The 22921-nt window shown below is 65.7% G+C and carries 25 protein-coding genes; 9 read left to right on the top strand and 16 right to left on the bottom strand.

Annotation, left to right across the window (positions count from 1 at the left end):
- Nucleotides 1-1371 carry a metalloprotease PmbA gene (gene pmbA, locus LGN17_RS06945; protein ID WP_011351368.1) on the bottom strand — a complete coding sequence of 457 codons (1371 nt, stop codon included), beginning with the start codon at nt 1369-1371 and terminating at the stop codon, nt 1-3.
- 127 nt (nt 1372-1498) lie between these two features.
- Between pmbA and yjgA the strand changes: the two genes are divergently transcribed.
- Nucleotides 1499-2101: a ribosome biogenesis factor YjgA gene (gene yjgA, locus LGN17_RS06940; RefSeq protein ID WP_279613070.1), complete on the top strand. Its 603-nt coding sequence runs from the start codon at nt 1499-1501 to the stop codon at nt 2099-2101.
- On the top strand, nt 2085-2702 hold the full coding sequence (gene mog, locus LGN17_RS06935; RefSeq protein WP_175951691.1) for a molybdopterin adenylyltransferase: 618 nt from the start codon (nt 2085-2087) through the stop codon (nt 2700-2702). The genes yjgA and mog overlap by 17 nt, the downstream gene beginning before the upstream one ends.
- Before the next feature lie 16 nt (nt 2703-2718).
- On the opposite strand, the gene orn is transcribed toward mog, so the two are convergent.
- Entirely contained in the window at nt 2719-3339 is a 621-nt protein-coding gene (gene orn, locus LGN17_RS06930; RefSeq protein ID WP_226195653.1) for an oligoribonuclease, read from the bottom strand.
- 117 nt (nt 3340-3456) lie between these two features.
- Between orn and LGN17_RS06925 the strand changes: the two genes are divergently transcribed.
- The 3 genes from LGN17_RS06925 to LGN17_RS06915 all read left to right on the top strand — a co-directional run bounded on the left by LGN17_RS06925 (nt 3457) and on the right by LGN17_RS06915 (nt 6036).
- Entirely contained in the window at nt 3457-4716 is a 1260-nt protein-coding gene (locus LGN17_RS06925; protein ID WP_226195652.1) for a M48 family metallopeptidase, read from the top strand.
- Entirely contained in the window at nt 4713-5654 is a 942-nt protein-coding gene (gene rsgA / locus LGN17_RS06920; RefSeq protein ID WP_175951688.1) for a ribosome small subunit-dependent GTPase A, read from the top strand. Before LGN17_RS06925 ends, rsgA begins: the two co-directional genes overlap by 4 nt.
- 64 nt (nt 5655-5718) lie before the next feature.
- Complete coding sequence (locus LGN17_RS06915) at nt 5719-6036, top strand: DUF2007 domain-containing protein (RefSeq protein ID WP_226195651.1); 318 nt, start codon at nt 5719-5721, stop codon at nt 6034-6036.
- Nucleotides 6037-6100: 64 nt separating this feature from the next.
- Here LGN17_RS06915 and LGN17_RS06910 read toward each other — a convergent pair whose 3' ends face one another.
- The 6 genes from LGN17_RS06910 to rpsP form a co-directional block, all read right to left on the bottom strand.
- Nucleotides 6101-7039 carry a CobD/CbiB family protein gene (locus LGN17_RS06910; RefSeq protein ID WP_043181898.1) on the bottom strand — a complete coding sequence of 313 codons (939 nt, stop codon included), beginning with the start codon at nt 7037-7039 and terminating at the stop codon, nt 6101-6103.
- A 120-nt stretch (nt 7040-7159) separates the two neighbouring features.
- Nucleotides 7160-7846, bottom strand: a complete 687-nt coding sequence (locus tag LGN17_RS06905; protein WP_226195650.1) for a CoA pyrophosphatase — start codon at nt 7844-7846, stop codon at nt 7160-7162.
- 87 nt (nt 7847-7933) lie between these two features.
- A complete protein-coding gene (gene rplS, locus LGN17_RS06900) occupies nt 7934-8326 on the bottom strand; it encodes a 50S ribosomal protein L19 (protein WP_006753174.1) in 393 nt (130 codons plus the stop codon).
- Nucleotides 8327-8459: 133 nt separating this feature from the next.
- Nucleotides 8460-9254, bottom strand: coding sequence for a tRNA (guanosine(37)-N1)-methyltransferase TrmD (gene trmD, locus LGN17_RS06895; protein ID WP_175951686.1), 795 nt, complete (start codon nt 9252-9254; stop codon nt 8460-8462).
- A gap of 1 nt (nt 9255) precedes the next feature.
- Nucleotides 9256-9933, bottom strand: coding sequence for a ribosome maturation factor RimM (gene rimM / locus LGN17_RS06890; RefSeq protein ID WP_226195649.1), 678 nt, complete (start codon nt 9931-9933; stop codon nt 9256-9258).
- Nucleotides 9934-9975: 42 nt separating this feature from the next.
- Nucleotides 9976-10230, bottom strand: coding sequence for a 30S ribosomal protein S16 (rpsP, locus tag LGN17_RS06885; protein WP_006476550.1), 255 nt, complete (start codon nt 10228-10230; stop codon nt 9976-9978).
- A 153-nt stretch (nt 10231-10383) separates the two neighbouring features.
- On the opposite strand from rpsP, the gene LGN17_RS06880 reads away from it, so the two are divergent.
- Nucleotides 10384-11523 carry a PQQ-dependent sugar dehydrogenase gene (locus tag LGN17_RS06880; RefSeq protein WP_226195648.1) on the top strand — a complete coding sequence of 380 codons (1140 nt, stop codon included), beginning with the start codon at nt 10384-10386 and terminating at the stop codon, nt 11521-11523.
- A gap of 109 nt (nt 11524-11632) precedes the next feature.
- Nucleotides 11633-12100 (top strand): NINE protein, encoded by a 468-nt coding sequence (locus LGN17_RS06875; protein ID WP_069249241.1) that lies wholly within the window; start codon nt 11633-11635, stop codon nt 12098-12100.
- 49 nt (nt 12101-12149) lie between these two features.
- Here the strand turns inward: LGN17_RS06875 and LGN17_RS06870 are convergent, their stop codons facing one another.
- Together LGN17_RS06870 and LGN17_RS06865 are read right to left on the bottom strand one after the other, a co-directional pair.
- A complete protein-coding gene (locus tag LGN17_RS06870) occupies nt 12150-13337 on the bottom strand; it encodes a PA0069 family radical SAM protein (RefSeq protein ID WP_226195647.1) in 1188 nt (395 codons plus the stop codon).
- 90 nt (nt 13338-13427) lie between these two features.
- Nucleotides 13428-13916 (bottom strand): Lrp/AsnC ligand binding domain-containing protein, encoded by a 489-nt coding sequence (locus LGN17_RS06865; protein ID WP_175951682.1) that lies wholly within the window; start codon nt 13914-13916, stop codon nt 13428-13430.
- A 145-nt stretch (nt 13917-14061) separates the two neighbouring features.
- Between LGN17_RS06865 and LGN17_RS06860 the strand changes: the two genes are divergently transcribed.
- Nucleotides 14062-15348 carry a D-amino acid dehydrogenase gene (locus tag LGN17_RS06860; RefSeq protein WP_226195646.1) on the top strand — a complete coding sequence of 429 codons (1287 nt, stop codon included), beginning with the start codon at nt 14062-14064 and terminating at the stop codon, nt 15346-15348.
- A 92-nt stretch (nt 15349-15440) separates the two neighbouring features.
- Here the strand turns inward: LGN17_RS06860 and LGN17_RS06855 are convergent, their stop codons facing one another.
- The 6 genes from LGN17_RS06855 to LGN17_RS06830 all read right to left on the bottom strand — a co-directional run bounded on the left by LGN17_RS06855 (nt 15441) and on the right by LGN17_RS06830 (nt 21761).
- A complete protein-coding gene (locus LGN17_RS06855; protein WP_226195645.1) occupies nt 15441-17231 on the bottom strand; it encodes an acyl-CoA dehydrogenase in 1791 nt (596 codons plus the stop codon).
- 98 nt (nt 17232-17329) lie between these two features.
- Nucleotides 17330-18265 (bottom strand): electron transfer flavoprotein subunit alpha/FixB family protein, encoded by a 936-nt coding sequence (locus LGN17_RS06850; RefSeq protein WP_226195644.1) that lies wholly within the window; start codon nt 18263-18265, stop codon nt 17330-17332.
- A 16-nt stretch (nt 18266-18281) separates the two neighbouring features.
- Nucleotides 18282-19031, bottom strand: a complete 750-nt coding sequence (locus LGN17_RS06845) for an electron transfer flavoprotein subunit beta/FixA family protein (protein ID WP_175951678.1) — start codon at nt 19029-19031, stop codon at nt 18282-18284.
- Nucleotides 19032-19259: 228 nt separating this feature from the next.
- A complete protein-coding gene (locus tag LGN17_RS06840) occupies nt 19260-20054 on the bottom strand; it encodes a MetQ/NlpA family ABC transporter substrate-binding protein (protein WP_175967147.1) in 795 nt (264 codons plus the stop codon).
- 29 nt (nt 20055-20083) lie between these two features.
- Entirely contained in the window at nt 20084-20737 is a 654-nt protein-coding gene (locus LGN17_RS06835) for a methionine ABC transporter permease (RefSeq protein ID WP_006486982.1), read from the bottom strand.
- Entirely contained in the window at nt 20727-21761 is a 1035-nt protein-coding gene (locus LGN17_RS06830; RefSeq protein ID WP_175951676.1) for a methionine ABC transporter ATP-binding protein, read from the bottom strand. Before LGN17_RS06830 ends, LGN17_RS06835 begins: the two co-directional genes overlap by 11 nt.
- A 216-nt stretch (nt 21762-21977) precedes the next feature.
- On the opposite strand from LGN17_RS06830, the gene LGN17_RS06825 reads away from it, so the two are divergent.
- Nucleotides 21978-22898 (top strand): alpha/beta hydrolase, encoded by a 921-nt coding sequence (locus LGN17_RS06825; protein WP_226195643.1) that lies wholly within the window; start codon nt 21978-21980, stop codon nt 22896-22898.
- Nucleotides 22899-22921: the final 23 nt, after the last annotated feature.

The following is a 22921-nucleotide window of genomic DNA, read 5'->3' as shown; positions in this document are numbered from 1 at the left end:
TTACTGCCCGGCGATCGTCATCTGCTCGATCAGCACCGAGCCCGTTTCCTTCGTGCCGCGCACGATCGAATCGGCGCCGATCGCGACGATATGCCGGAACATTTCCTGCAGCGTGCTCGCGACGGTGATTTCCTCGACCGGATATTGGATCACGCCGTTCTCGACCCAGAAGCCCGCCGCACCGCGCGAATAGTCACCCGTCACGTAGTTCACGCCCTGCCCCATCAGCTCAGTCAGCAACAGGCCCGTGCCGAGCTTCTTCAGCATCGCGTCGAAATCGTCGCCCGCCTGCGTGTTCGAACTGCGCAGCGCGAGGTTGTGCGAGCCGCCCGCGTTGCCGGTGGTCTGGGTGCCGAGCTTGCGTGCCGAATAGGTCGACAGGAAGTAGCCTTCGACCACACCATCCTTGACGACGCTGCGCGCACGCGTGCGCACGCCTTCCTCGTCGAACGGCGCGCTACCCATCGCCCGCGGCACGTGCGGATCCTCGACGACCTGGATGTGCGGTGCGAACACCGGCTTGCCGAGGCTGTCGACGAGGAACGACGTCTTGCGGTACAGCGCGCCGCCGCTTACCGCCTGCACGAATGCGCCGAGCAGGCCGGCCGCGAGCGGCGCCTCGAACAGCACGGGCACCTTGCGGGTGTCGAGGCGGCGCGCGCCCATCCGTGCAAGTGCACGCTCGGCCGCGTAACGGCCCACCGCTTCGGGTGCCGCGAGATCGATCGCGCTGCGCTTCGACGAATACCAGTCGTCACGCTGCATGTGACGGCCGCTGCCCGCGATCGGCGCGCATGCGATGTAGTGGCGCGAGTACGGGTAGCCGGACAGGAAGCCGCGCGAAGTGGCCAGCACGAACTGCGAATGCTGGGCCGACACGCTCGCGCCTTCCGAATTGCGGATCTGCGGGCTGACCGCGAATGCGGCGTCTTCCGCGCGGCGGGCGAGTTCGACGGCCTCGTCGGCCGTCAGCGCCCACGGATGGTACAGATCGAGGTCACGCGGGTCGGTTTCGAGCAGTTCGGCCTCGGCCAGGCCGGCCGCCTCGTCCTCGGCCGTGAAGCGCGCGATGTTGTACGCGGCGGCGACGGTATCCTTGATCGCGCCCGGCGAGAAATCCGACGTGCTCGCGTTGCCGCGCTTCTTGCCGATGAACACGGTCACGCCGACCATCTTGTCGCGGTTGTGTTCGATCGTTTCGACTTCGCCGCGGCGCACCGACACCGACAGGCCGTCGCCCTCGGAGATTTCGGTCGCGGCGTCCGTCGCGCCGAGCGCCTTCGCATGGCGAAGGATGTCCGAGGCGATTTCTTTGAGCTGGTCCTGCGTGTGCGGGAAATAGCGCGCTTGTACGTCGAGATTGGCTGCCATCGTCTTGATATCCGGTGGCGGGCGGGCGCCCGCATGTTCAAAATATTGCGTATCCCGCGATCATAGCAAGGTCCGGGGCCGGACACCGACAAGCTTGGGGTGTCCGCGGCGCGATACAATGCCGCCCATGACACGCAAAACCCGAATCCAGCCGATCGAGCATGCCGTCGAAGACGACGACAATGGCTACGATCGCCCCAGCAAATCCCAGTTGAAGCGCGAGATGCACGAGTTGCAGGTGCTCGGCCAGGCGCTCGTCGATCTGCCGAAAGACGCCCTCAAGCGCATGCCGATGCCCGAAAGTCTCGCGGACGCCGTTCGCGAGGCACGCCGGATCACCGATCACGAAGGCAAGCGCCGCCAGCTCCAGTACGTCGGCCGCGTGATGCGCTCGCTGACCGACGACGAAACGGCCGCGCTGCGCACCGCACTCGACGCGCAGCGCGGCGTGAACAAGGCCGCAACGGCCCGCCTGCACTGGATCGAACGCACGCGCGAACAGTTGCTCGCCAGCGACGACGCGCTGACCGAATTCCTGCGCCAGCATCCGGAAGCCGATATCCAGGAAGGCCGCACGCTGATCCGCAACGCACGCAAGGAAGCGCAGCAAGGCAAGCCGCCGCGCTATTTCCGCGAGCTGTTCCAGTGGATCAAGACTGCTGGCGGCACGTCCAATGCGGACGACGAGGCGGCGGACGACGCCGGAGACGACCATGACGACGAAGCCTAACCATCCGGACGAACTCGTCGTCGGCCTCGTGTCGATCAGCGACCGCGCGAGCACGGGCGTCTACGAAGACAAGGGCATTCCGGCGCTGCAGGAGTGGCTCGCCGGCGTGCTGGTGTCGCCGTGGCGCGCCGAAACGCGCCTGATCCAGGACGATGCGCCCACGATCTCCGCCACGCTCGCCGAGCTCGTCGACGTCGCGGGGTGTGACCTCGTGCTGACGACGGGTGGCACGGGCCCCGCGCGCCGCGACGTGACGCCCGAGGCCACGCTGGCCGTCGCAACGAAGGAGATGCCGGGATTCGGCGAACAGATGCGGCAGATCAGCCTGAATTTCGTGCCGACCGCGATCCTGTCGCGGCAGGTCGCGGTGATCCGCGAGACGGCCGACCATGCGGCGCTGATCATCAACCTGCCAGGCCAGCCGAAGTCGATACGGGAAACGCTCGAAGGGCTGCGCGATGCCGACGGCAAGTCGACCGTGCCGGGCATCTTCGCCGCGGTGCCCTACTGCATCGACCTGATCGGCGGTCCGTACATCGAGACCGACGCCGCGGTGGTCGCGGCGTTCCGCCCGAAAAGCGCTCAGCGCGCCCCGCGCTAAGCGTGTGCCGGCCCGCTCAGGCGGTCGGCGCGGACTCGCCTGCCGAAGCAGACGTGGCCGGAATCAGGAAATGCTCGCGGTAGTACTTCAGCTCGTCGATCGACTCGTGGATGTCCGCGAGCGCCGTATGCATCGCCCGCTTCTGGAAACCCTTGTAGATCGCGGGTTGCCAGCGTCGGCACAGCTCCTTGAGCGTGCTGACATCGAGGTTGCGGTAGTGGAAGAACCGCTCGAATTCGGGCATCCAGCGCGCCATGAAGCGGCGGTCCTGGCAGATCGAGTTGCCGCACATCGGCGACTTGCCGGGCGACACGTACTGCGCGAGGAACGCCTGCAGCTGCTCGGCGGCTTCCGCTTCGGTCACGGTCGACGCGCGCACACGGTCGATCAGGCCCGAACGGCCGTGCGTCGACTTGTTCCAGTCGTCCATCTTTGCGAGCGTTTCGTCGCTCTGGTGGATCGCGAACACGGGGCCTTCGACGGCGATGTCGAGCGTGGAATTGGTCACGACGACCGCGATCTCGATGATGCGGTCGTTATCCGGGTCGAGGCCCGTCATCTCCATGTCGAGCCAGACGAGGTTCAACTCGTTGCGCACGAGCGCGGGCTGGCTGGTGGAAGCGGCGGTATCGGTCATGAGTCATCCTGGAAAATGGCGGGCGGCGCGCGGCGCCGGCCGGGCGGACGGCATCGCATCAGCGGGGCCGGTCCGCAAGAACATATAATTCTCGCATAGAACCCTTTGGCGCCTTCGATGTCACCCTTTTCGTTCACCCTGCTGTTCGCGCTCGCCGTGCTCGCGATGGTCGTCACCAAGCTGTGGCTCGCATCGCGGCAGATCCGCTTCGTCGCGGCGCACCGCAACGTCGTCCCCGCGCAATTCAGCGCAACCATTCCGCTGACCGCCCACCAGCGCGCGGCCGACTATACGGTTGAGCGCACTCGGCTGACGATGCTCGAGATCGTCGTCAGCGCGGCCGTGCTGGTCGGCCTCACGCTGCTCGGCGGCGTCGGCGCGCTCGACACGCTGCTCACCGGCTGGCTCGGCCGCGGCTACGGGCAGCAGGTCGCGCTCGTCGCGGCGGTGCTCGTGATCACGAGCGTCATCGACGTCCCGTTCGAGTATTACCGCCAGTTCGGGATCGAACAGCGTTTCGGCTTCAACCGGATGACGAAGCGGCTGTTTTTCACCGACATGCTGAAAAACTCGCTGCTCGGCGCCGCGCTCGGCCTGCCGCTGCTGTTCGTCGTGCTGTGGCTGATGAACCAGGCCGGCAGCCTGTGGTGGCTGTGGACCTGGATCGTCTGGGTCGCGTTCCAGATGCTCGTTCTGCTGATCTACCCGACCTTCATCGCACCGATCTTCAACAAGTTCGAGCCGCTGAAGGACGACGCGCTGCGCGCGCGCATCGAGTCGCTGATGAAGCGCTGCGGCTTTGCGGCGAAGGGGCTGTTCGTGATGGACGGCAGCCGCCGCTCCGCGCACGGCAACGCGTACTTCACGGGCTTCGGCGCGTCGAAGCGGATCGTGTTCTTCGACACGCTGCTCGCGCGCCTGTCCGGCCAGGAAATCGAGGCCGTGCTCGCGCACGAACTCGGCCACTTCAAGCGCCGCCACGTGATGAAGCGGATGCTCGTCTCGTTCGTGCTGAGCCTCGTGCTGCTCGCGCTGCTCGGCTGGCTCGCGCAACGCACGTGGTTCTACACGGGGCTCGGCGTCACGCCGTCGCTCGACACGAGCAACGCGGGTGCCGCACTCGTGCTGTTCTTCCTCGCGATTCCCGTGTTCCTGTTCTTCGCGACGCCGTTCGGCAGCCTCACGTCGCGCAAGCACGAATTCGAGGCCGACGCATTCGCGGCCAGCCAGACCGACGCGCAGGATCTCGTCAGCGCACTCGTGAAGCTCTATGAGGACAACGCGTCGACGCTGACACCCGACCCCGTCTACACGGCCTTCTACTACTCGCATCCGCCTGCGTCGCAGCGGATCGACCGCCTGATGCAGCACGCATGAGCCGGCCGACCTCCCGCAAGCCGGCCCCGCGCGCGTCGGGCGCGCAACGTGCCGAAGGCCGCGTGATCGCGGCGCACGGGCGCCACTACATCGTCGCGCCCGACGATGGCGGCCCGATGCTGCAATGCTTCCCGCGCGGGAAGAAGAGCGATATCGCGGTTGGCGACCGAGTCGCGTACGAACTCGCGTCCGCCGACCAGGGCGTCATCGTGGAGATCGGCGAGCGGCGCAACCTGCTGTACCGTTCCGACCAGTTCAAGTCGAAGCTGTTCGCGGCCAACCTCGACCAGTTGCTGATCGTGCTCGCGACCGAGCCCTACTTCAGCGAGGACTTGCTCGGCCGAGCGCTGATCGCCGCCGAGGCGAACGAGCTGAAGCCGCTCGTCGTGCTGAACAAGATCGACGTCGAAGCCGCGCTGCCGGTCGCGCGCGAGCGCCTCGCGCCCTATCGCGCCCTTGGCTACGACGTGCTCGAGTTGTCGGTGAAGGGCTCGCCCGACGACGCGCGCGCGCAACTGATGCCGCACCTTGCCGGGCATTCGACGATCCTGCTCGGCCAGTCCGGGATGGGCAAGTCGACGCTCGTGAACCTGCTCGTTCCCGATGCCGAAGCCGCCACGCGCGAGATTTCGGCCGCGCTCAACAGCGGCCGTCATACGACGACGTTCACGCGCCTCTATCCATTGGACGGCGGCGGCGCGTTGATCGATTCGCCTGGCTTCCAGGAATTCGGCCTCTACCACCTGACGGAAGGCCGTCTCGAGCGCGCCTTCCCGGAGTTCCGGCCGCTGCTCGCCGACTGCCGTTTCTATAATTGCCATCATCTGCACGAACCCGGCTGCGCGATTCTGGAAGCTGTCGCAGACGGCCGTATCGCGACGTCGCGGCATGCGCTGTACGCGCAGCTCGTGCACGAGGCGAGCCAGATCGTCCGCTGATCGCGCGGCACGCGCGCGGCGGCCAGCCGGCGCCATGCGCCGGCTTTCACCGACAGGAGCCGCGATGCGTTTCAAGGCACCCGATCTCGCGACGGCGCAGCATTGGGCCAACGTACTTCGGGTGGCCGGCATCGGTTGCGAACTGCATAACTGCTACGCGACAGGCGCGCTCGGCGGCCTGCCCGCCGACGCCTGCACGCCCGAACTGTGGCTCGACGACGAACGCGACGACGCACTCGCGCGCCGGCTCCTCGATGCCGCATCGCACGGCCCGTCGGCCGGCGCCGCGCCGTGGCGCTGCCGGCTGTGCGGCGAGACGCTCGAAGCCCAGTTCACCGCGTGCTGGCAATGCGGCGCCGTGCGCGACCCGCTAGACGACTGACCCACAGCAAAAAGGCCGGCATCCAGCCGGCCTTTTGCCTTTCATCGAGTATCGCACTGCCCCGTCACGACACCCAGACGGCAAGCGTCAGCATCAGCAGCAGAATCATCCACAGGATCACCGCACGCCAGACGAGGCCAACCGCGGATTGCAGCGTCCGCGGCGTGCAATCGTCACCGACCGTCAACGGACCGCTGTCGCCGACTGCCAGCGCATCGAGGCTCGACGGTTCCGCGAGCGGCCCCGCGAGGCGGGCGCCGAGCGCTCCGCTGCCGGCTGCCAGCAGGACGCCATCGTTCGGATCGGGCCACTGGCGCGTATGGTTGCGCCACGCATAGATCGCATCCTCGAAATTGCCGACGATCGCGAAGCCGAGCGCGGTCAATCGCGCGGGAATCCAGTCGATCACGAAGAACGCGCGCTGCGCGAACGTCGAGAAGGCCGCCGTGCGGTCGTCGCCCGGCGTCGACCAGCTGCGCGCGAGGTATTCGGAAATCCGGTACAGCACGGCACCGGCCGGGCCGATCGGCAGCACGTACCAGAAGAACACGCCGAACACGTGGCGATGCGATGCGACAACGGCATGAATCAGCGTATGGCGGACGATTTCGCCGACCGGCATGTCGACCGTGTCGATGCCTGTCCACTCGTGCAGGATTTCTCGCGCACGCGGCACGTCGTCGTTATTGAGCGCGAGGTGGATATCGGTGAAGTAATGGCTGAACTGACGGAAGCCGAGCGTGAAATACACGACAACGACGTTCCAGATGAATGCGAGCACGAAGCTCACCTTGTACAGCAGGAAATAGATCAGCGCGACGATCAGCACCCACGGCAGCACGACCGCGAGCCAGGCGAGGATGCCGTGCTTCTGCTTGCCAGCGTCGAGACCATGCGCGACGGTTTCCGCATGAAACTGGAACAGCGCGAACACCGGATTGTTCGGCGACAACGCGCGGACCTGTTCGATGATGAGGGCGAGGAGAACCGAAAAGAAAGTCATGCGTGGCGCCGTCTTCGGAGTTATGTCATTTTTTGCATAACGATAGCACAGCGTAAGCGCCGGATGGCTGCCGGTGCGGTCGCACGGCCGCCAGCCGCGAGCGCCCGCCGCCGCATGCGCCTAGCCGGCGGCCAAGAAGCGGTACAGATTGCGCAACATGCCGGCAGTTGCGCCCCAGATGAAGTAATGCCCGCCGGGTTCGCCATTCGGATAGGGCATCGCAAAAAAACGACGCTCGCCGCCTTCCCAGCGGAACACACGGATCTGATGGTTCGCGGGATTCATCAGGAACGCGAGCGGCACCTCGAAAATCTCGGCGACTTCGAACGTGTCGGCCTGCACGGTGAACGGCGGATGCACGAGGCCCACCACCGGCGTCACGCAAAAACCCGTGCCGGTCAGGTAGTCGGGCAGCGCGCCGAGGATCTCGACCCGCTCGGCTGCCAGCCCGATCTCTTCCTTCGCCTCGCGCAACGCGGTTGCGGTTGCATCGTGATCGAACGGTTCGCGACGACCGCCGGGGAAGCTGATCTGTCCGGCGTGGTCGTTCAGGTGGTCCGCGCGCTGGGTCAGCAGCATGGTGAGGCCAGACTCGCGGACGACGAGCGGCACGAGGACGGCCGCGCTGCGTGGATCGACGCCCTCCTGCAGCCTCGCTTCGCCGGGCTCGACGCTCCATTCGAGCGTGCGCGCGAAACGGTCGCGCAGGCCGGACGGCGTCATCAGGCGGGAATCGATGGCCGGCAGGCCGGCGCCGGTGCCTTCGACCGGCAGGACTTCGGGATCGATGATGGGGCGGCGATTCAATGGGGCTCTCGGGTTCGTGTCGTATCGAGCATATTCTCGCGCCAGAATGAAAAAAGCACCCGGTTGGGTGCTTTTTCCTTACAGCTCTTACTCTTGGGAAGCTGCTGCGGCGCGATCCTTCGACACCAGCTTTTCCTTGATACGAGCCGACTTGCCCGAACGCTCGCGCAGGTAGTACAGCTTCGCACGACGCACATCACCACGGCGCTTCACGACGATGCTTGCCAGCAGCGGCGAGTACGTCTGGAACGTACGCTCGACGCCTTCGCCCGACGAGATCTTGCGGACGATGAAGTTCGAGTTCAGGCCACGGTTGCGAATCGCGATCACGACGCCTTCGTAAGCCTGAACGCGCTTGCGGTTACCTTCAACCACGTTCACGTTCACGATCACCGTGTCGCCCGGGGCGAATTCGGGGATCGTCTTGCCGGCGAGCGCGCGCTCGATTTCTTCCTGCTCAAGTTTTGCGATGAGGTTCATCACTGACTCCTATTGCCATCGTGTCGGCGTTTGCGCCTGCCTGCTTCCAGGCATGGCCCCGATAGAGGATGGATTCACATCAGGCGCCGCGCACGCATGCACGGCACCGCCAATTCCCGCTCGCGACACCGCCTCAGGAGGCGTCCTTCGCTTCGCGTGCGAGGTTCGCAAGCCACGCCTCGTCGGCACGGCTCAACAACTTTTCGCGGCGCGCCCGGACGATCAGGTCCGGCCGCTTCCGCAACGTATTCCTCAATGCTTCCTGGCGCCGCCACCGCTCGATCTCGGCATGATGCCCGCCGAGCAGCACGTCCGGCACGCGCACGCCGTCGTATTCCTCGGGGCGCGTGTAGTGCGGACAATCGAGCAGGCCGTCAGCGAAACTATCCTGCACGGCCGACAGCGAGTCGTTCAGCACACCGGGCAGCAACCGCACGACGGCATCCATCATCGCCATCGCCGGTAATTCCCCGCCGGACAGGACGAAATCGCCGAGGCTGATTTCTTCGTCGACGCAACGATCGAGCAGGCGCTGGTCGATCGCTTCATAGCGGCCGCACAGCACGACGACACCCGGTTCCTGCGCCATCCGCACCGCACGCTCATGCGTGAGCGGCGCGCCCTGCGGCGACATCATCACGACTCGCGTGCTCGCGATACCCTGCTCAGCCTGCGCCGCTTTCGCGGCACCGATTGCGGCTTCGAGCGGCCTGGCCAGCATCACCATGCCCGGACCGCCGCCGTACGGACGATCGTCGACCGTGCGGTAGTTGTCCGTCGTGAAATCACGCGGGTTCCAGGTGCGCAACCCGAAGCGCCCTTGCTTGACGGCCCGGCTGGTGATCCCCCAGTCGGTCAGTGCACGGAACATCTCGGGAAAGAGCGTGACGACGTCGAACTGCACCGCGCTCTCGGTAACCTGGTTCATTTCAGTAATCGGCTTCCCAGTCGACGACGATGCGACGCGCCGCCTGATCCACCGTTTTGACGTATACGCCGACGAACGGAATCAACCGCTCGTCGGTGGTCGGCTGACCGTCTTTGCCGGTCGCCGGATACTCGACACGCATGATCGAATGCACGCCATTATCGATCATCCCGCTCACCTTCCCGAGTGCCACCGATTGCTCGTTGACGACGTCGAGACCGATCAGGTCGACCCAATAGAATTCGTCCGCGGCCAATGCCGGGAAATCTTCCCGGCGCACGAACACGCGAAAGCCGCGCATAGCCAGCGCGGCATCGCGGTCGCTGACGCCCGCGAGTTGCGCAACGACTGTGTCGCTGTGCGTCTTCGATTGCATGATGCGCACGGAAAGCCGCTCTGCACCACGCTCCAGCCACCAGTGGCGTGCCTTGAGCAGCGCATCGCCACCGCGACCGGCGTCGGCGTGCGTCGCCACCTTGACCCAGCCCTTCAGGCCATAGGCGTCGACCACCGCCCCGACCTCGACGGCATCGTCGGGCCAGGCTTGCACCACTTCGAGACCGCCCTGTTCGGCGGCCTGACCGGCGTTCGCGACAACGTCGCGCTCGACCGGCTTGCGGACGAATGCGCCAAACGACGCACGCCCGCGCCTTGCATTACCGGAATCGTGACCCGCCATTAATGCACCTCAAAGCCGGCACGACCGGCACACCGTGCCATGTTAGGCAGCCGGTTGCGCCTTTTGCGCTTCCTTCACGAGACGCTGGACGGTCGGCGACAGTTGCGCGCCAACGCCTTGCCAGTACGTCAGGCGATCCTGAGCGATACGCAGCGATTCGCCCTTCGTAGCGACCGGGTTGTAGAAGCCGACGCGCTCGATGAAGCGGCCGTCACGACGGTTGCGCGAATCGGTAGCAACGATGTTGTAGAACGGGCGCTTCTTCGAGCCGCCACGAGCCAGACGGATGATAACCATATGATGTCCTTCGGGAAAACCGGGTTCGAAACTACTGAAACATGCGATTATAGCCGGAAACCGGAGGTACAACAAACACTTACGCGCAAAAAATCCGGAGGCGGCCTGCCCGCCGGGCATACAATCGTCGTGTCCGGGACGTTTCACACCGTCATGCCGCCCCTACGCGCCGCCTCGATGCGCCGTGCGCAGCACCGTTTCGCGGCGCTGCTTGCCGGTCTTGCCTGCCTCGCGTCCGCACCGACGCTTGCCTCGCCGTTGCCGGTGGGCGAACTCGTCGTGCCATCCGGCTTCCACGTCGAAGTCCTGACCGACGCGGTACCGACCGCCCGCGAAATGGCGTGGTCGCCGCGCGGCATCCTGTATGTCGGCACACGGGAAGGCCGCGTGCATGCGTTCGTGTTGCACGAGGGACAGATCAGCGCGCACTACGTGATCGCGTCCGGGCTCGACATGCCCGTCGGCGTCGCCTACCGTGGCGGCGCACTCTATATATCCGCCGTATCGCGCATCCTGCGTCTCGATCATATCGACGACCGGCTCGCCACACCGCCCGCACCCGCCGTCGTCACCGACACGCTGCCGACGGAACACCATCACGGCTGGAAATTCATCGCGTTCGGCCCCGACGGCAAACTGTATGTGCCGACCGGCGCACCGTGCAACGTGTGTCTTGCCGATCGCAGCCGCTATGCAATCATCGCGCGCATGAAGGCGGACGGCAGCGGGAGCGAGGTTGTTGCCCGCGGCGTACGCAATACGGTCGGCTTTGCGTGGCACCCCGATTCGGGCGAGCTTTGGTTTACCGACAACGGGCGCGACATGATGGGTGACGACGTGCCCGACGACAAGCTGAACCGCGCGCCGCGCGCCGGCCTCGACTTCGGCTTTCCGTACTGCCACGGCGGCGATACTCCCGACCCCGAATTCGGCAGCGCCGACGTATGCCGCCGCTATGTTCCGCCCGTATTGAAACTCGGCGCACACGTCGCAGCACTCGGCATGCGCTTTTATACAGGGCCGATGTTTCCGGCGTCGTATCGCAATAACATCTTCATCGCCGAACACGGCTCGTGGAATCGCAGCACGAAGGTCGGGTATCGCGTGATGCGCGTCGTCGTCTCGGCGGATGGCAGCCAGGCGCGCCAGACCCCGTTCGTCACGGGCTGGCTGCGGCCCGACGGCACGGTATGGGGACGCCCGGCCGACGTGCTGCCGCTGCCGGACGGCTCGCTGCTCGTCAGCGACGACTACGCAGGCGCGATCTACCGTGTGACCTATGCGGCACCTTGACGCAGGACAGGGGTGACCGGGCCCGATCGGGCATCGTAGAATGCGAGCCGGGCCGCGCGCCCGCGCCGGCCCGCCGGCCGCCCATGCCAACGCCAATACGCCGCCATCCATGTCCAGCAGCACCGCACCGTCCCGCCGCTTTCGTTCCAAGACGCTCACCGCCGCCCTCGCGTTCCTGTTCGGATCGCTCGGCGCGCACCGCTTCTATCTATATGGCTTCCGCGACGTGTTCGGCTGGGCGCACCTGCTCGCGACGATCGTCGGCATCCCGGGCTTCCTCCTGCTCGCCGCAACCCAGCGCAGCGCCAGCCTCGGCTGGTGGCTCGCGGTACCCGGCGCAATCTCGTTGCTGGCAGCATTCCTCGCCGCGCTCGTCTACGGGCTGCGTCCCGACGAAAAATGGGACGCGCAATTCAACGCCGAGACGGGCAAGCACAGCAAGTCGGGCTGGACCGTGATCTTCGTGGTGATCTTCTCGCTGCTGATCGGTGCATTCCTGCTGATGACCGCACTCGCACTGTCGTTCCAGACGTATTTCGAGTCGCAGGTCGAAGCGGCCAAGCAAATTTCGCAGTAAGCGCAACGGCCGCTACGCACCGGCGCCCCACGCCGGTTCAGCGCGCTGGTCAGAACAGGTTCAATTGCGTGTCGTCACGCGACTGCGTCGACCACTTGGCGGCTGAACGAACAGCAACGCGCGGCGCCGGCTCCGCGGCGGACGGCGCACCGCGAAACTGCGACAGATCGAGAATGCCGTTCGTGCACTCGTTCAGCCCGAGCCGCTTAACGGCCTGGCGGAAGCGCTGCCGCAGCAGGTCGGCCCAGATCCCCTCGCCCTTCATCCGTTTCGAGAAATCCGAGTCGTAGTCTTTCCCGCCGCGCATGTCGCGCACGCGGTTCATCACGCGCTCCGCGCGATCGGGAAAATGCGCGGCCAGCCAGTTCTTGAACAGCGGCGCGACTTCCCACGGCAGCCTCAGGATGATGTAGCTCGCATGCGTCGCGCCCGCTTCCGCGCACGCCTCGAGCACACGCTCCAGATCGGGCTCGGTGACGAACGGAATCATCGGTGCAATGCTCACGCCGACCGGCACGCCCGCTTCGCTCAGTGCGCGAATCGTACGCAACCGTCGCGCCGGTGTTGCCGCGCGCGGCTCGAGCGTGCGCGCGAGATCGGCGTCGAGCGTCGTGATCGTCACCGCCGCCATCACCTGCCCGCGTTCGGCCATCGGCGCAAGCAGGTCGAGATCGCGCTCGATCAGCGACGACTTCGTGATCGCGGCGAACGGCAACCCGCGATCGTGCATCACCTGGATCACGCTGCGCGTGATGCGCAGGTCGCGCTCGACCGGCTGGTAGGCATCGGTATTGACGCCGAGCGCGATCGGTTCCGGCACGTAGCGCTTGCGTGAAATCTCGCGCTCGAGCAGTTCGGCCGCATTGACCTTCGCATAGATGCGGCTTTCGAAATCGAGCCCCGGCGACAGGCCGAGATAACTGTGCGTCGGCCGCGCGAAGCAATAGATGCAACCGTGCTCGCAGCCGCGATACGGATTGAGCGATACGCTGAACGGAATGTCGGGCGACTGGTTGTGCGTCAGGATGCTCTTCGCACGCTCCTCGAAGACCTGCGTGCGCAAAGGCGCGGGGAAATCGGCATCGTCCGACTCGTGTGTCCAGCCGTCGTCGACCGCTTCACGCTGCGCGATTTCATATCGCCCCTGCAGGTTGTCGACCGCACCGCGCCCCTTGCGGGGCACGGGCGGCGCTACCGGAAATTCGTTGTCGGATCGATCGTCCATGTGCCCGTCCATTCGCCTGCGCCCAATACTGTACATTTATACAGTATTGGGCGCAGCATGCCAAGGGCGGGATAAAGGGCCCGACGGCCTGCCGCAGGCGCGTCAGTCGCCCACCGCGATCGTCAGCGTCTCCTTGATTTCTTCCATCACGACATAGCTTTTCGACTGCACGGCGCCGGGCAACTGCAGCAGGATGTCGCCGAGCAGCTTCCGGTAGTCGGCCATCTCGCCGATCCGCGCCTTGATCAGGTAGTCGAAATCGCCGGACACAAGGTGGCATTCGAGCACCTCGTCGATCTTCATCACTTCCCGGCGGAATTGTTCGAACATGTTGCCGCCCTTGTGGCCGAGCGTGATCTCGACGAACACCAGCAGCGCGGCATCGAGCTGGTGAGGATCGACGCGCGCGTGATAGCCGGTGATCACGCCATCCCGCTCCATGCGCCGCACGCGCTCGATACACGGTGTGACGGTCAGTCCGACCTGTTCCGCGAGGTCTTTCATCGCCATCCGGCCGTCGTTCTGGAGCAGTTTCAGGATGCGCCGGTCGAGCTTGTCGAGCGAGCGTACGGGCTGACGTTGCGTTCTCATTTGTTTCTGCTGAAAACCTGAAAAATACGATAACAAAACCTACACATTCGACAATACCATAGCGCAAAAAACTAGATCAGCTAGAGGTTACACGGAGCCGCCTGTGCGCCCGGCCTCGATCTGGTCCCTTCCATCTGGAGCAGCTATGCGAGTCGTCATTCTGGGCAGCGGTGTGGTGGGCGTGGCAAGCGCGTATTACCTCGCGCGCGCCGGTCATGAAGTCACGGTGATCGACCGGGAGGCAGGCCCGGCGCTCGAGACGAGCTTCGCGAACGCAGGCCAGATCTCCCCCGGCTATGCCGCGCCGTGGGCCGCACCCGGCGTTCCGCTGAAGGCCGTCAAGTGGATGTTCGAAAAGCATGCGCCGCTCGCAATCCGCCTCGACGGCACGCGCTTCCAGCTCCAGTGGATGTACCAGATGCTGCGCAACTGCACGGCCGAGCGCTATGCAGTCAACAAGGGCCGCATGGTCCGCCTCGCCGAATACAGCCGCGACTGCCTGCAGGCGCTGCGCGCCGATACCGGCATCCGGTACGAAGGGCGCACGGGCGGCACGCTGCAGTTGTTCCGCACGCAGCAGCAACTCGACGGCGCGGCGAAGGACATCGCCGTCCTGCAGGAAGCGAACGTGCCGTTCGAACTGCTGTCGCCGGCCGACCTGAAGAAAGCCGAACCGGCACTCGCCGCCGTCTCGCACAAGCTGACGGGCGGCCTGCGCTTGCCGGGTGACGAAACGGGCGACTGCCAGCTGTTCACGACGCGCCTTGCCGCGCTTGCGGAATCGCTCGGCGTGAAATTCCGCTACAACACGCCGATCGATGCGCTCGCGATCGCGGGCGGCAAGATCGCCGGCGTGCAGTGCGGCAGCGAGACGGTGCGCGCGGACGCGTACGTCGTCGCGCTCGGCTCGTACTCGACCCGCTTCATCTCGAACCTGATGAAGATTCCCGTCTATCCGCTGAAGGGCTATTCGATCACCGCGCCGATCGTCAACGAAGCGGCCGCGCCCGTGTCGACCGTGCTCGACGAGACCTACAAGATCGCAATCACGCGTTTCGACCAGCGCATCCGCGTCGGCGGCATGGCGGAAATCGTCGGCTTCGACAAGAAGCTGCGCGCCGCGCGCCGCGAAACGCTCGAAATGTGCGTGAACGACCTGTTCCCGGGTGGCGGCGACACGTCAAAGGCGACGTTCTGGACGGGCCTGCGCCCGATGACGCCGGACGGCACGCCGATCGTCGGCCGCACGCCGGTGTCGAACCTGTTCCTGAACACCGGCCACGGCACGCTCGGCTGGACGATGTCGTGCGGCTCAGGCCAGCTGCTCGCGGACCTGATCTCGGGCAAGATGCCCGCGATCCAGGCCGACGACCTGTCGGTGCATCGTTACCTGAAGGACGTGGCCGGCCCGACGCGCCCGGCATACGCATAAGCCGACGACGCCCGCGGCCATACAGGCCGGCAGGCATCAAATAGAAAGGCGCCTCGGGGGCGCCTTTCTCATTTCATCGAATCGCCAGCCGATCAGAACTGGTCTTCCGTCAACGCGAGCACGCCCTCGTTGCCTTTCGTGCCGACGATCGACGCTTCGAGCGCGCCGGCCTGCACCAGCACGTGCTCCGCGTAGCACTGCGCGATCGCGATCTTCGCATCGAAGAACGCCGGGTCGCTCGCGCGCTTCGCCTGCGCGGCCACCAGCGCGCGGCCCATCTGCCACCCGCACAGCACCACGCCCGCCAGCTTCAGGTACGGCACGCTGCCCGCGAACACCGCGTTCGGGTCCTGCTTCACGTTCGCCACCACGTAATCCACCACCGACGACAGCGCCTTCGCGCCCTTCTCCAGTTGCGCCTTCACCGACGCGGCCGCCGCGCCGTCCAGCTTGCCCAGCGCCGCCACCGTCTCGCCGATCTCCGCGATCAGCGCCTTCGCCACCGCGCCGCCGTCGCGCATCGTCTTGCGGCCCACCAGGTCGTTCGCCTGGATCGCCGTCGTGCCCTCGTAGATCGCCAGGATACGTGCATCGCGGTAATACTGCGCCGCGCCCGTCTCCTCGATGAAGCCCATCCCGCCGTGCACCTGCACGCCCAGGCTCGCCACGTCGTTCACCATCTCCGTGCTCCAGCCCTTCACCACCGGCACCAGATACTCGTAGATTGCCTGATGACGCGCACGCGTCGCCTCGTCCGAATGGCGGTGGGCAATGTCGCTGTGCGCGGCGGCCACGTAGGCCAGCGCCCGCGCGCCTTCGGTCAGCGCACGCATCGTGCCGAGCATGCGGCGCACGTCCGGGTGATGGATGATCGTCACCGACTGCCTGGCCGAACCGTCCACCGGGCGGCTCTGCACGCGCTCCTTCGCGAATTCCGCCGCCTTCTGGTACGCACGGTCGGCCACGCCGATCCCCTGCATCCCGACCCCGAAGCGCGCCGCGTTCATCATGATGAACATGTATTCGAGGCCGCGGTTTTCCTCGCCGACCAGGTAGCCGATCGCGCCGCCATGGTCGCCATATTGCAGCACCGCCGTCGGGCTCGCCTTGATCCCGAGCTTGTGCTCGATCGACACGCAGTGTACGTCGTTGCGCGCGCCCAGCGAGCCGTCGTCGTTGACCAGGAACTTCGGCACGATGAACAGCGAGATGCCCTTCACGCCCTCCGGTGCGTTCGGCGTGCGCGCCAGCACCAGGTGGACGATGTTCTCCGCCATGTCGTGCTCGCCCCACGTGATGAAGATCTTCGTGCCGAACACCTTGTACGTGCCGTCGCCCTGCGGCTCCGCGCGCGAGCGCACCAGCGCCAGATCGGAGCCCGCCTGCGGCTCGGTCAGGTTCATCGTGCCGGTCCATTCGCCCGAGATCAGCTTCGGCACGTAGCGCTGCTTCTGCTCGTCGGTGCCGGCCGTCAGCAGCGCCTCGATCGCGCCGTCGGTGAGCAGCGGGCACAGCGCGAACGACAGGTTCGACGCGTTCAGCATCTCGATGCACGGCGTCGCGATCAGCTTCGGCAGCCCCTGGCCGTCGTATTCGGCCGGATGCTGCAGCCCCTGCCAGCCGCCTTCGACGAACTGGCGGAACGCGTCGCCGAAGCCCGGCGTCGCGGTCACGACGCCGTCCTTCCAGCTGCTCGGGTTGCGGTCGCCTTCGACGTTCAGCGGGGCCAGCACCTCGCCGCAGAATTTCGCGGATTCGTCGAGCACGGCCTGCGCCGTGTCGTAGCCGGCATCCTCGAAGCCAGGCAACTGCGCAACGGCGTCGATGCCGGCCAGTTCCTTCAGCACGAACAGCATGTCCTTGACGGGGGCGTGATAGCTCATGTGTGTCTCCCTCTTCTCTCTTCTGTCGATGGCGAAAAAAAGGGGCGCTCGTCGCGCCCCCTCTTCTCGTGTGCTTACCGCCGAAGCGTCACACTGCGTTAGCCGAGCTCGGCCACGAGTTCCGGCACGAGCGTGAACAGATCGCCGACGAGGCCGTAGTCGGCCACGCTGAAGATCGGTGCTTCCGGATCCTTGTTGATCGCCACGATCACCTTCGAATCCTTCATGCCGGCCAGATGCTGGATCGCACCCGAGATGCCGACCGCGATGTACAGCTGCGGTGCGACGATCTTGCCGGTCTGGCCGACCTGGTAGTCGTTCGGCACGTAGCCGGCGTCGACTGCCGCGCGCGAAGCGCCCAGTGCCGCGCTCAGCTTGTCCGCCAGCGGCTCCAGCACCTTCGTGTAGTTCTCGCCGCTGCCCAGGCCGCGGCCGCCCGACACGATGATGCTTGCGCTCGTGAGTTCCGGACGGTCCAGCTTCGTCACCTCACGGCTCACGAACTGCGACTTGCCTGCATCTGCCGCCGCTTCGATCTTCTCGACCGACGCGCTGCCGCCTTCCGCAGCAACCGGATCGAAACCCGTCGCACGCACCGTGATGACCTTGATCGGGTCGCTCGACTGCACCGTCGCGATCGCGTTGCCCGCGTAGATCGGGCGCTCGAACGTGTCGGCACTGTCAACAGCCGTGATATCGGAGATCTGCGCGACGTCCAGCTTCGCGGCGATACGCGGCGCGATGTTCTTGCCGTAGGCCGTCGCCGGCGCGAGGATGTGCGAGTAATCCTTCGCGATGTTCAGCGCGGTCGCTTCGACGTTTTCCGCTAGGCCCGCTTCGAGTTGCGGCGCGTCGGCCAGGAGTACCTTCGACACGCCTGCGATCTTCGCTGCCGCGTCGGCTGCACCCTGCGCGTTGTGGCCCGCGACCAGCACGTGAATGTCGCCGCCAATCTTCGCTGCCGCCGCCACCGTGTTCAGCGTCGCGGCCTTGATCGACGCGTTGTCGTGTTCTGCAATCACCAGAATCGTCATTTCTTTCCGCTCCCTCTTACAGCACCTTGGCTTCGGTCTTCAGCTTCTCGACCAGCGTCTTCACGTCCGGCACCTTCACGCCGGCCGCGCGCTTCGGCGGCTCGACCACCTTCAGCGTCTTCAGACGCGGCGCCACATCCACGCCCAGGTCTTCCGGCTTCACGGTTTCCAGCGGCTTCTTCTTCGCCTTCATGATGTTCGGCAGCGTCACATAACGCGGCTCGTTCAGGCGCAGGTCGGTCGTGATCACCGCCGGCAGCGTCAGCGACAGCGTTTCCGCGCCGCCGTCGACTTCGCGTGCGACCGTTGCCTTGCCGTCGGCCACCGTGACCTTCGATGCGAACGTCGCTTGCGGGAGGCCTGCCAGCGCCGCCAGCATCTGGCCCGTCTGGTTCGAATCGTCGTCGATTGCCTGCTTGCCGAGGATCACCAGTTGCGGCTGTTCCTTGTCGACCAGCGCTTTCAGGATCTTCGCGACGCCCAGCGGCTCGACGCTGTCGGTCGATTCGACGAGGATCGCGCGATCCGCGCCGATCGCCAGCGCCGTACGCAACGTCTCCTGCGCTTGCGCGACACCCACCGACACGGCGATCACTTCGGTCGCCACGCCCGCTTCCTTCAGGCGCACGGCTTCTTCAACCGCGATTTCGTCGAACGGGTTCATCGACATCTTCACGTTCGCGATGTCGACGCCCGTGTTGTCCGACTTCACGCGGACCTTCACGTTGTAATCGACCACTCTTTTCACTGGCACCAGGATTTTCATGCACACGCTCCAAAGTTACGAATACGACCAGAGGCCATTCTATAGCGAGGCCTCATGACTGCGCGGCCAAGCGGACCCAACCTTCGTGGCTGTCGAGGATACCGCTTCTTGGCGACGCGCCAATGATAGCGAACGGTCGTTCTATTTTAAAAGAGAAAAAACCCGGACGCAAAGCCCGGGTTTTCGATCATCAACTCTAATCTCGCCGGGCGCCCCGTGCCTCGCCTGTTACCAGGCGGCAATAACCGCACCGCCGAACTTGCCTTCGATGAACTGCTTCACATCGGCCGAATGATAGGCCGCGACCAGTTTCGCGACCCACGGCTTGTTCCGGTCCGCCTCGCGGATCGCGAGGATGTTCGCGTACGGGCCGTTCGGACCCTCGATCGCGATCGCGTCCTGTTTCGGTTTCAACCCCGCTTCCATCGCGTAGTTGGTATTGATCGCGGCTGCGTCGACGTCACCGAGCGAGCGCGGAATCTGCGCCGCATCAAGTTCGACGATCTTCAGCTTGCGCGGATTGTCGACGATATCGAGCGGCGTCGCCTTCAGCCCCGCATCCGCGCGCAGCTTCAGCAGGCCCTGCTTTTGCAGCAACAGGAGCGCACGACCGCCGTTGGTCGGATCGTTCGGAATCGCGATGCGCGCGCCGGGCTTCAGTTCGGCCAGCGACTTCACGCGCTTCGAATAGATGCCCATCGGAAACGTGACGGTATCCGCGACCTTGATCAGCTTGTAGCCGCGATCCTTCACCTGCGCCTGCAGATAGGGATCGTGCTGGTAGCTGTTCGCGTCGAGGTCGCCCGACGCGAGCGCGGCGTTCGGCTGCACGTAATCGGAGAATTCGACGATGCGGATGTCGAGGCCGCTCTTCGCCGCGACCTTCTTCACCGCCTCCATGATCTGCGCGTGCGGCCCGCCCGTCACGCCCACCTTGATGGTTTCGGCCTGCGCGTGCGCGCCCGCGAACAGCGCGGCCGCGCCCAGTGCCGCCGCGAATTTCAGCATGAAGCGTCGTTGCATCGAGTGTCCCCTAGCGAATCAACCTTGTTTTACTTGTGGCTCAGCCGACGGACGAGCCAGTCGCCGAACGACTGCACGATCTGCACGAACACGATCAGGATCGCAACCACCGTCCACATCACTTCGGGCAGATAGCGCTGGTAGCCGTAGCGGATCCCGAGATCGCCGAGGCCGCCGCCGCCGATCGCGCCCGCCATTGCCGAATAGCCGACCAGCGACACGAACGTGATCGTCAGGCCCGCGACGACGCCCGGCAGCGATTCGGGCAGCAGCACCTTGAAGACGATCTGCGACGTGGTCGCGCCCATCGACTGCGCAGCCTCGATCAGCCCGCGGTCGACTTCGCGCAACGCCGTCTCGACGAGACGCGCGATGAACGGCGCGGCAGCGAGCGTCAGCGGCACGACCGCCGCGGCCGTGCCGATCGACGAACCCGTGACGAGCCGCGTAAACGGAATCACCGCGACCAGCAGGATGATGAACGGCGTCGAGCGGACGGCATTCACGATGCCGCCGAGCACACGATTCACCGCGAGGTTCTGCAGCACGCCCTGGCGGTCGGTCAGGTAAAGCAGCACGCCGAGCGGCAGGCCGACGAGCGCGCCGACCGCCCCGGAGATGCCGACCATGATCAGCGTCTCCCAGAACGACTGCACGAACATATCGAACATCTCACTCAACATACGAAAGCTCCTCTACCACCACACCTTGCTCGCGCAGGAACGCGAGCGCCTGCCCGACCTTGCCCGGCTCGCCGCCCGCGAGCACCGCGAGCGAACCGAATGCCTGCCCCTGGATCTCGTCGATCTGGCCGTGCAGGATGTTGAAATCGAGTTCGTACCGGCGGATCGTCTCCGACAGGATCGGCTGGTCGACACCCGAGCCGGTGAACGCAAGCCGCAGCAGATGCCCGCTGCCGGTCTTCAGCCGCTCGGCCACGCGCGCCTTCAGCGCGGGCGGCAGTTCCTGAGCAATCACGTCGCCGATCAGCGCGCGCGTCACTTCGTGATGCGGCTGCAGGAACACGTCGATCACGCGGCCTTCCTCGACCACACGCCCCGCATCGAGCACCGCGACGCGATCGCACACCTGCTTGATCACTTCCATCTGGTGCGTGATCAGCACGATCGTCAGGCCGAGTTCGCGGTTGATGCGCTTCAGCAGGTCGAGGATCGAACGCGTGGTCTCGGGATCGAGCGCGGACGTCGCTTCGTCCGACAGCAGCACCTTGGGCTGGCTCGCGAGCGCGCGTGCGATGCCGACGCGCTGCTTCTGCCCGCCGCTGATCTGCGACGGATAGCGATCCTTTTGCGCGGACAGCCCGACGAGGTCGAGCAGCGGGAGCACGGCGGCCTCGATCTCGGCACGGCTTGCGCCGGCCAGTTCCAGCGGCAGTGCGACGTTGTCGAACACCGTGCGCGACGACAGCAGGTTGAAGTGCTGGAAGATCATGCCGATCTCGCGGCGCGCCTCGCGCAGCGCGCCAGCCGGCAGCAGCGTGAGATCGCGCCCGCCGACGACGACATTGCCTTCGGTCGGCCGCGTGAGCAGGTTGATGGTGCGCACGAGCGTGCTCTTGCCGGCGCCGCTTCGGCCGATGATGCCGAACACCTCGCCCTGCGGGATCGTCAGGTTGACGTTGTGCAGCGCCTCGACCCAGCCGCTCGGCCCGGGAAATCGCTGCGAAAGATTGCGTAATTCGATCATGTAAACAAAACGATGGCCGGCTGGCGAGCAGGCCCGCCAGTCGGCCACCGATGCATCTGGAATAGCCGGCGATTTTACCGCAAACCCCTCATTCCCCTTAATAATCGATTTCGATCTTTTCATAACCACACGAAATTAGAGGAGCGCCGTTGGCGCGCCGCGACGGTGCCGCGACTATGATCCGGAACACCGACCAACCGACAGGGGACACGCCAGATGACCGCCACCACTTCGCCGGCTGCCGCACCCGCCACCGCCGGACCGGCACCTTCGTCGTCGCCCGCGCCGACCATGGGCCGGCTGCGTACTGCGGACGGGCTCGAACTGGCGTCGTACCGCTGGCCGGCCGGCGACGGCACCACGCCGCCGCGCGCGACGATCGCGCTCGTGCACGGTCTTGCCGAACACGCGGGCCGCTACGCCGCACTCGCCGGCCGGTTGAATGCAGCCGGCATCGACGTGCTCGCGATCGACCTGCGCGGGCATGGCCAGTCACCCGGCAAGCGCGCCTGGGTCGAGCGCTTCGACGGCTACCTGAACGACGCGGACGCGCTGGTCGCCGAAGCCGCGCGCGGCAATTCGCCGCTGTTCCTGATGGGGCACAGCATGGGTGGCGCGATCGCGGCGCTTTACGCAATCGAACGTGCGCCGGCACGTGACCACGCGCTGACGGGCCTCGTGCTGTCGAGCCCGGCGCTAGCGCCGGGGCGCGACGTGCCGCGCTGGATGCTCGCGGTGAGCCGCGTCATCAGCCGCGTATGGCCGACCTTCCCCGCAATCAAGATCGATGCAGCGCTGCTGTCGCGCGATCCGGCCGTCGTCGCGGCCAATCGCGCCGATCCGCTCGTGCATCACGGCGCGGTACCCGCGCGCACCGGTGCGGAGATTCTCGACGCGATGGCACGCATCGAAAGCGGCCGCGCTGGGCTCCGCGTTCCGGTGCTCGTCTATCACGGTACCGAGGACAAGCTGACCGAGCCCGACGGCAGCCGGGCGTTCGGCGCGCACGTCGGCTCGCCCGATCGCACGCTGACGCTACATGAAGGCGGCTTTCACGAAACGATGAACGATCTCGAACGCGATCGCGTGATCGACGCGTTGATCGCGTGGATTCACGCACGCGTGCCGGCGCGCTGAGCGCGCCCGGCCCGGCCGGTCAG

Origin of the sequence: Burkholderia sp. AU30280 (genome assembly GCF_020420125.1) — a bacterium.
Lineage (GTDB): Bacteria > Pseudomonadota > Gammaproteobacteria > Burkholderiales > Burkholderiaceae > Burkholderia.
This window is presented reverse-complemented; position numbering and strand designations above follow the sequence as displayed.

Coding starts and splice junctions, on each gene's coding strand:
- pmbA (WP_011351368.1), bottom strand. CDS start 1,371: ATGGCAGCCAATCTCGACGTACAAGCGCGCTATTTCCCGCACACGCAG.
- rimM (WP_226195649.1), bottom strand. CDS start 9,933: ATGGCGGGTCACGATTCCGGTAATGCAAGGCGCGGGCGTGCGTCGTTT.
- LGN17_RS06925 (WP_226195652.1), top strand. CDS start 3,457: ATGTCACCCTTTTCGTTCACCCTGCTGTTCGCGCTCGCCGTGCTCGCG.
- LGN17_RS06865 (WP_175951682.1), bottom strand. CDS start 13,916: ATGAGAACGCAACGTCAGCCCGTACGCTCGCTCGACAAGCTCGACCGG.
- LGN17_RS06910 (WP_043181898.1), bottom strand. CDS start 7,039: ATGACTTTCTTTTCGGTTCTCCTCGCCCTCATCATCGAACAGGTCCGC.
- LGN17_RS06845 (WP_175951678.1), bottom strand. CDS start 19,031: ATGAAAATCCTGGTGCCAGTGAAAAGAGTGGTCGATTACAACGTGAAG.
- LGN17_RS06830 (WP_175951676.1), bottom strand. CDS start 21,761: ATGATCGAATTACGCAATCTTTCGCAGCGATTTCCCGGGCCGAGCGGC.
- LGN17_RS06850 (WP_226195644.1), bottom strand. CDS start 18,265: ATGACGATTCTGGTGATTGCAGAACACGACAACGCGTCGATCAAGGCC.
- trmD (WP_175951686.1), bottom strand. CDS start 9,254: ATGAACCAGGTTACCGAGAGCGCGGTGCAGTTCGACGTCGTCACGCTC.
- LGN17_RS06835 (WP_006486982.1), bottom strand. CDS start 20,737: ATGTTGAGTGAGATGTTCGATATGTTCGTGCAGTCGTTCTGGGAGACG.
- LGN17_RS06855 (WP_226195645.1), bottom strand. CDS start 17,231: ATGAGCTATCACGCCCCCGTCAAGGACATGCTGTTCGTGCTGAAGGAA.
- LGN17_RS06840 (WP_175967147.1), bottom strand. CDS start 20,054: ATGCAACGACGCTTCATGCTGAAATTCGCGGCGGCACTGGGCGCGGCC.
- mog (WP_175951691.1), top strand. CDS start 2,085: ATGACGACGAAGCCTAACCATCCGGACGAACTCGTCGTCGGCCTCGTG.
- LGN17_RS06860 (WP_226195646.1), top strand. CDS start 14,062: ATGCGAGTCGTCATTCTGGGCAGCGGTGTGGTGGGCGTGGCAAGCGCG.
- orn (WP_226195653.1), bottom strand. CDS start 3,339: ATGACCGATACCGCCGCTTCCACCAGCCAGCCCGCGCTCGTGCGCAAC.
- yjgA (WP_279613070.1), top strand. CDS start 1,499: ATGACACGCAAAACCCGAATCCAGCCGATCGAGCATGCCGTCGAAGAC.
- LGN17_RS06870 (WP_226195647.1), bottom strand. CDS start 13,337: ATGGACGGGCACATGGACGATCGATCCGACAACGAATTTCCGGTAGCG.
- rsgA (WP_175951688.1), top strand. CDS start 4,713: ATGAGCCGGCCGACCTCCCGCAAGCCGGCCCCGCGCGCGTCGGGCGCG.
- LGN17_RS06880 (WP_226195648.1), top strand. CDS start 10,384: ATGCCGCCCCTACGCGCCGCCTCGATGCGCCGTGCGCAGCACCGTTTC.
- LGN17_RS06825 (WP_226195643.1), top strand. CDS start 21,978: ATGACCGCCACCACTTCGCCGGCTGCCGCACCCGCCACCGCCGGACCG.
- LGN17_RS06915 (WP_226195651.1), top strand. CDS start 5,719: ATGCGTTTCAAGGCACCCGATCTCGCGACGGCGCAGCATTGGGCCAAC.
- LGN17_RS06875 (WP_069249241.1), top strand. CDS start 11,633: ATGTCCAGCAGCACCGCACCGTCCCGCCGCTTTCGTTCCAAGACGCTC.
- rpsP (WP_006476550.1), bottom strand. CDS start 10,230: ATGGTTATCATCCGTCTGGCTCGTGGCGGCTCGAAGAAGCGCCCGTTC.
- rplS (WP_006753174.1), bottom strand. CDS start 8,326: ATGAACCTCATCGCAAAACTTGAGCAGGAAGAAATCGAGCGCGCGCTC.